Source organism: Corallococcus llansteffanensis (genome assembly GCF_003612055.1).
GTDB classification, from domain to species: domain Bacteria; phylum Myxococcota; class Myxococcia; order Myxococcales; family Myxococcaceae; genus Corallococcus; species Corallococcus llansteffanensis.
Genome location: NZ_RAWB01000583.1, coordinates 1 through 6220 on the forward strand (window position 1 = coordinate 1; position 6220 = coordinate 6220).

Consider the following 6220-nt stretch of genomic DNA (forward strand, 5'->3'; position numbering starts at 1 on the left):
GGTCGGGGGCGGGGGCAAGACCGACGTCGGCGACCTGGCGGAGCTCGCAGCGGTGCAGGCCCAGCTTCGCGCCGTCGACGCATGTCGCCTCGAGCACAACCTGCCGGCCCGGGGCAACTATCGGGCGATGTATCGGCGGACTGTCTTCGTCACGCCTTGCGGCGCGTCGGGAATCGCCCCCACGCGGGGGAAGGTGGAGCTGCCCGCCCAGTGGGCGCATGGCGAGCTCTCCTTCGAGGCGAAACGCTCGTCGACGACGGACGACTGGGCCATCCTGGTCAACCAGGAGGCGGTGCCCTTCCCGGTGCTCGTCGCGGGGCTTGGCGAGCTGGCGCCCATCGTCGCGCGTGAAGCCGCGGGAGCCATCGCGAAGAGCCTCGCCGAGGACGCGGAGGGCAAGGCGAAATATGAAGAGAGCCTGCGCCAGCGCGAACAGCAGGAGCAGCAGAACAAGGGCAGCTACCCCACGCGCTGAGACCGCGCGGGAGCCGGGAAGTCGGGCCTCGCGTCCGCTCAGTCTCCGTGCTTCACGAACGCCAGGAGGTCCCTGTTCAGGCGCTCCTGGTGGGTGATGAAGAGGCCATGCGGCGCGCCCTCGTACACCTTGAGCCGGCTGCCCGGGATGAGCTGCGCGGTCTTCCGGCCGGTGAGGTCGATGGGCGCGGAGGCATCCTTGTCGCCGTGGATGATCCAGGTGGGGCGCCGGATGCGGGGCAGCTCAGCCCGGAAGTCCGTGGAGGACATGGCGCGGTGGCAGTCATGGGCCGCCTTCATCGAGCAGCGCAACAGCAGGCTCATCACCCACTGGATCATCGGCTCCGATGTCTCCGCGACGACGAAGGAGCGGGCGTTGGCCGTGAGCCATTGTGGCGCGTCCCGGAGCAGCACCTCCTTGCGGAAGTGTTCGAAGACGCTCGCATCGACGCCGTCCGGGTTGTCCTCTGTCTTCAGCATGAAGGGCGTGGCCGCGGGCGCGAGGAAGACGAGGCGCGATACCCGCTGGTCGCCGTGGCGCGAGAGGTAGCGGACCATCTCGCCGCTGGCCATGGAGTGGCCCACGAGCGTCACGTCGCGCAGGTCGAGCGTCTCCAACACCGAGGCCAGGTCGTCCGCCAGCGTGTCGTAGTCATACCCCCGGCCCGGGTCGCTGGAGCGGCCGTGCCCGCGCCGGTCATACGCGATGCAGCGCAGGCCCTGATCGGCCAGCGTGACCCCCTGGTAGCTCCAGATGTCGGAGGGCAGCATCCAGCCGGCCAGGAAGACCACCGGCATGCCTGTCCCCCAGTCCCGGTAGAACAGCTCCACGCCATCTCGTGTCCGAATCACCGGTCCATCCATGGGTGCACCCCCGGGCCGCATGTCCCAGGTGAAGATTCCAGGCGGTGCGTGTGAAAGCAATTGCGTGCGGGTACGCACTGGTCACTTGCGTTCACGCAAGGCCTTGCACGGGTCATCCTCCGGCATCGCGGGCGTGAACCAGACGTAGTCGTAGGGCAGCGTCGTGGCGCCCATGAGCGCCGCATGGTCCTGGGGCGTCAGGGCCTCCGGGGACACCTCCAGCAGCGCCACGCTCAGCACCGTCACGTCCTTCATCCGGCGCGCCAGGTGCGCGGGCACCGCGCGGTCCTTGCGCACGTGCCCGTTGCCGGTGATGAGCACCGCGCCGTCCACCGTCACCGTCTGCAGCAGCCGGTCCGCCATCATCGCGTCGCGGGCCCGCTGCGCCAGCGCCATGGGCTCCAGCATCTCCTTCGGAAGCTCACCGCAATGCGAGCGATCCAACTCCTCGCGCACCGCCTTCGCCTCGGCCTCGGGTACGGGCACCTCCAATCCCAGCCGGGAGCGCACGTCCGCCGGCACGGCCTCCGGCCCCTTCATCACCAGGTCGCGCACTTGCGAGCGGGGCAGGTTCGCGGCGACGAGGGGCAGGTGGGCTTCGAGGCCCGCGGTGAATACCGGCGCATAGAGGCTGAAGTCCGGCCACCCGCTCTTCGCCCAGTCCACCGCCCGCGCCAGCGCTTCGGCGTCGTCCGGCTTCTCCTTCAGGGCCGCGTCCACCGTTGGCTGCTGCGACACGTCCAGCATCTCGAAGGCGAGCGCGGGCCGCCGGCCTTCAGAGGCCTTCGCCCGCACCAGCTCCGCCTGGAGCCGGTGGTGGTCCGGGTGGTCGTGCCGTTCGCCCAGGAGCACGTACTGCGTGGAGACCACCGCCGCGCGCAGGGTGTCCACCTCCACGAACCGTCCCCCCGCCACGTCCCAGATGCGGCCCACCAGCGGGTGGTCCTGATGCAGCGTCGTGGTCCAGGTCCTGGCGGGGGAGGGCGAAGGCGCCTGTCGGCTGGCACAGCCCCCGGATACCAGGAGGGCGAGGACAACGACGAGGAGGGAAGGGATGCGTGTCATCCCTCCATCCAATCCGTCCCAAGCCGGGATTGCCTGCCCGAAACGACAGAGCCCGCACTCCCGGACAGAAGGAGGCGGGCCCGTCATGGGAGTCAGGCAGCGGCTCCGAGCAAGAGACCTCGGTGCCGCCCTGACTCAGTTCGCCGTGCTGGCGGTCGTCCACGCAGAACAATTTACGAGCTGCCCGGTGCGGGACTCACCAGTGCAGGCGCGGAAGCGGATCAGGATGCCTTCGGCGAAGTCGCGGTTGCAGGTCACGGAGGTGCCATTGCCACTGTTGTTCCAACAGAAGGAATAGTTTCCCGTGTTGTAGTTATAGATATGGGCCACGGCGGAGCGGCCGTCCGCCGCGGTGTCCCTGACGGTGAAGTTGTCTCCGTACGAATTGAACGACACGGTGGCTCCGAAGACGGACATCGTGGAGACCGCGCTCGCGGTAACGGTTCCCCCGGCTCCTTCCGCGGGCATGACCTGAGTGTCCGGCGCCTCCGGGCCCTCGGTGGATTCGCCGTCCCCGGGCTGCCCGCCACATCCGAAAAGCAGACCACAGAGCGTCAGCGCCAGCGCAGGCATCGAACGAGACATGTGCTTCCTCCCAGGTAAGCGTGTGAGCACGCTCATGGGAATGACGACTAAGCGCAGCTTTATTGGATGCCGACGAAGCCGGCTTTTGGGCTGTGATGAGGTTTACTGGTCAACGGGTCGTCACCGGTCGAAGAAGGACGCCTGCTGGAAGCGCATCCCGGCCAGGACCTGCTCCACGCGCCGGTCGGAGAGCGTGCCGATGTATTCCCCCAGCGTTGTCTTGTCGACCGAGGACACCTGCGACACGACCAGGACGCTCTGCTTCGGCAGGTTGCCTTCGCCCACGTCGAGCAGCACGTTGCCGGGCTCCTGGGCCCGCTTCAGGTTCGAGGTCAACGCGCACACGACGACGGTGCGGATCCGCGAGCGGTTGAAGACATCCTCCTGGAGGACCACGTGGGGGTGGGGGATGCCGGGGAGCGACCCCTGCGAGTCCTCCGGCACCAGCCAGAAGAGGTCTCCCCTCTGGATGCGCCTCTCCGGTTGCGTTTGCGTCTCCATGGGAGCGTCCTTCCGGACTTGAGCTGCCATTGAAATGACAGGGCCCGCGCTCCCGGACAGGGGGAGGCGGGCCCGGCGTCAGGCGCTGAGCGCGCGCCGTGCGCTACTTCGAGTCGACGACGAGCACCATCCACCGGTCGGTGCCGTGGTCGATGCGCACGTTGGAGGCGCCGGCCTCCTGGAGCTGCTGCACCACGCGCTCCAGGAACTGGAGGTGCTCCTGCGGCGCGTCCACGAACACGTTGCGCACGCCCGGGCCCTTCGCCTTCGGCTTCTTCGCGGGCGCCGCGCCGTTGAGCAGCTCCGGGGCCGCCGCGGACTTCAGCAGCGCTCCCGCGTCCTCCGTCGTGATTTCCGGACGGTCCTCATTCACTTCCACGTCTTGCTCCTGGGTGCGGGCGCGAGGGCTGGCACCACCGGACGCCAGCTCCTTCTTCGCCTGGTCGCGCAGCTCGTTGAAGGTGCGCAGGTTGATGGTCGCGCCGAACTTGTCCTTGAAGCTCTCCAGGGCGTCCTGGCGGCTCAGGTCGGGCTGGGTGCGAAAGAGGTCGAGCAGGAACGCGTGGCGCTCCTGCGACTGCTCCTGGGAGGTCCTGGGCATGGGCGTGTGGCTCCGGCGGTGTCGGGTGCTTGAAGGCGGCGCACCCTATACCCGAGCCACCCCCCCGAGCGAAAGCCAGGGGGCTACTGCCGTCCGCGCGGGCCCGGACGCGGCGTGCGTCCCGGGCTCCGACCCGACGGACGCGGCTGCACCGGACGGGGCCACGCGTTGGTGGAGAGGCCCGTGTCCGCTTCGGCGTTGTCGCCCGTGCGGCGCAGGCGCGCGGCCTCCGCGGCGGACTCCGGCGGCACCAGCGCGTTCGGGCCCCGGCCGATGAGGTCCTCGCGGCCGGCGAGCCGCAGCGCCTCCCGCGCCAACGGCCAGTGCTCCGGGTTCCAGTAGAGCAGGAGCGCCTTCTGCAGCCGCTTCTCGCGCAGGCCCTTGGCCGTGTACACGGGCTCCATCTTCAGCGGGTCCAGGCCCGTGTGGTACATGGCCGTCGCCACCGACATGGGCGTGGGGATGAAGTCCTGCACCTGCCGGGGCCGCTTGCCCTTCTCCTTCAGCCACTGCGCCAGCATCACCATGTCCTCCAGCGTGGAGCCGGGGTGGCCGCTGATGAAGTAGGCGATGTCGTACTGCTCCTTGCCCGCGTCCTCGCTGGCGCACGCGAACATGTGCTGGAAGCGCTCGAAGCTCTCGATGCCGGGCTTCTTCATCTTCTCCAGCACCCGGGGCGACACGTGCTCGGGCGCCACGGAGAGCTGGCCGCCCACGTGGTGCGCCGCCAGCTCCTTCACGTACTCCGGCGAGCGCTCCGCCAGGTCGTACCGCACGCCGCTGGCGATGAAGACGTGCTTGATGCCCTCCTCCTTGCGCACCTGCCGCATCAGGTCGATGAGCGGCCCATGGTCCGTCTGGAGGTTCTCGCAGACGCCCGGGTGCACGCACGACAGCTTGCGGCACTTGCTCTCGATGTCCTCGCTCTTGCACTTGAGCTTGTACATGTTGGCCGTGGGGCCCCCCAGGTCGGTGATGGTGCCCCGGAAGTCCCCCATGCGCCGCACCTCGCGCACCTCGCGCAGCACGCTCTGCGCGGAGCGGCTCTGGATGACGCGGCCCTCGTGCTCGGTGATGGAGCAGAAGGTGCAGCCGCCGAAGCAGCCGCGCATCAGCACCACGGAGTGCTTCACCGTCTCATAGGCGGGGATGCGCTCGGTGTACATCGGGTGCGGGACGCGGTTGAGCTTGAGGTCGTACAGCTCGTCCATCGCGACCGTGGTGGTTTCACCGGGCCTCAGGCCGGCGCCGTCCTCCAGCGGCCGGGCGGGCGGGTTCATGTAGATGGCCCGGTTGCCGTGGCGCTGGACGATGGGGCGCGCGTTGCCGGGGTTCGTCTCCATCTGGAAGTCGCGGCTCATCACCGCGAAGGCGCGCGTGTCCGCCACCACCTCCTCGTAGGAGGGGAGCACCACGACCTTCTCGCGGTCCGCGGCGCGCTTCGCCGGGTCCGCTTCAATCACCTTCATCGCGGCGTCGTTGATGAGGTGCGCGGTGCCGCGGATGTCCTTGAGGTCCTCGATGCGCTCGCCCCGGTGGAGCCGGTCGGCGATCTCCCAGATGGGCCGCTCGCCCATGCCGAACACCAGCAGGTCCGCCTTGGCGTCGAAGAGGATGGAGCGGCGGACCTTCTCGCTCCAGTAGTCGAAGTGCGCGATGCGGCGGAGGCTGGCCTCGATGCCGCCCAGGACGACGGGCACGTCCGGGAAGGCCTCGCGGCAGCGCTGCGCGTACACGATGGACGCGCGGTCCGGCCGGCAGTTGGTGCGCCCGCCCGGGCTGTACTGGTCCTCCGAGCGGTTCTTCTTCTGGGCCGTCAGCCGGTTGAGCATCGAGTCCAGGTTGCCCGCCGCCACCCCGAAGAAGAGCCGGGGCTTGCCCAGCGCCTTGAAGGGCTCCGCCGAGTGCCAGTCCGGCTGTGGGATGATGCCCACCTTGAAGCCCCGCCCCTCCAGGAAGCGGGCGATGAGCACGGGGCCGAAGGCCGGGTGATCCACGTAGGCGTCGCCGCTCACGATGATGATGTCGCACTGCTCCCACCCCCGCGCCTGGAGGTCGGCGCGGGTGACGGGAAGGAACGGGTGGGCGTAGCGGGGGGTGACAGAGGCCATGGGGTCCTCCCCAGAACAG

The 6220-nt window shown here is 69.1% G+C and carries 7 protein-coding genes; 1 reads left to right on the forward strand and 6 read right to left on the reverse strand.

The window, feature by feature from the left end; all coding sequences use genetic code 11:
• Nucleotides 1-475, forward strand: a 475-nt coding sequence (locus D7V93_RS45400) for a hypothetical protein (protein WP_120647614.1), incomplete at its 5' end; no start/stop codon positions are given.
• A 38-nt stretch (nucleotides 476-513) separates the two neighbouring features.
• On the opposite strand, the gene D7V93_RS35700 is transcribed toward D7V93_RS45400, so the two are convergent.
• The 6 genes from D7V93_RS35700 to D7V93_RS35725 all read right to left on the reverse strand — a co-directional run bounded on the left by D7V93_RS35700 (nucleotide 514) and on the right by D7V93_RS35725 (nucleotide 6201).
• On the reverse strand, nucleotides 514-1326 hold the full coding sequence (locus D7V93_RS35700) for an alpha/beta fold hydrolase (RefSeq protein ID WP_244237704.1): 813 nt from the start codon (nucleotides 1324-1326) through the stop codon (nucleotides 514-516).
• Nucleotides 1327-1419: 93 nt separating this feature from the next.
• Complete coding sequence (locus D7V93_RS35705) at nucleotides 1420-2403, reverse strand: ChaN family lipoprotein (RefSeq protein ID WP_120647616.1); 984 nt, start codon at nucleotides 2401-2403, stop codon at nucleotides 1420-1422.
• Between the two features lie 135 nt (nucleotides 2404-2538).
• Nucleotides 2539-2988 (reverse strand): hypothetical protein, encoded by a 450-nt coding sequence (locus D7V93_RS35710; protein ID WP_147451513.1) that lies wholly within the window; start codon nucleotides 2986-2988, stop codon nucleotides 2539-2541.
• Between the two features lie 120 nt (nucleotides 2989-3108).
• A complete protein-coding gene (locus tag D7V93_RS35715) occupies nucleotides 3109-3489 on the reverse strand; it encodes a type II toxin-antitoxin system PemK/MazF family toxin (RefSeq protein ID WP_120647618.1) in 381 nt (126 codons plus the stop codon).
• 103 nt (nucleotides 3490-3592) lie between these two features.
• Nucleotides 3593-4090 carry a hypothetical protein gene (locus D7V93_RS35720; RefSeq protein WP_120647619.1) on the reverse strand — a complete coding sequence of 166 codons (498 nt, stop codon included), beginning with the start codon at nucleotides 4088-4090 and terminating at the stop codon, nucleotides 3593-3595.
• A gap of 83 nt (nucleotides 4091-4173) precedes the next feature.
• Nucleotides 4174-6201, reverse strand: a complete 2028-nt coding sequence (locus tag D7V93_RS35725; RefSeq protein WP_120647620.1) for a YgiQ family radical SAM protein — start codon at nucleotides 6199-6201, stop codon at nucleotides 4174-4176.
• Nucleotides 6202-6220: the final 19 nt, after the last annotated feature.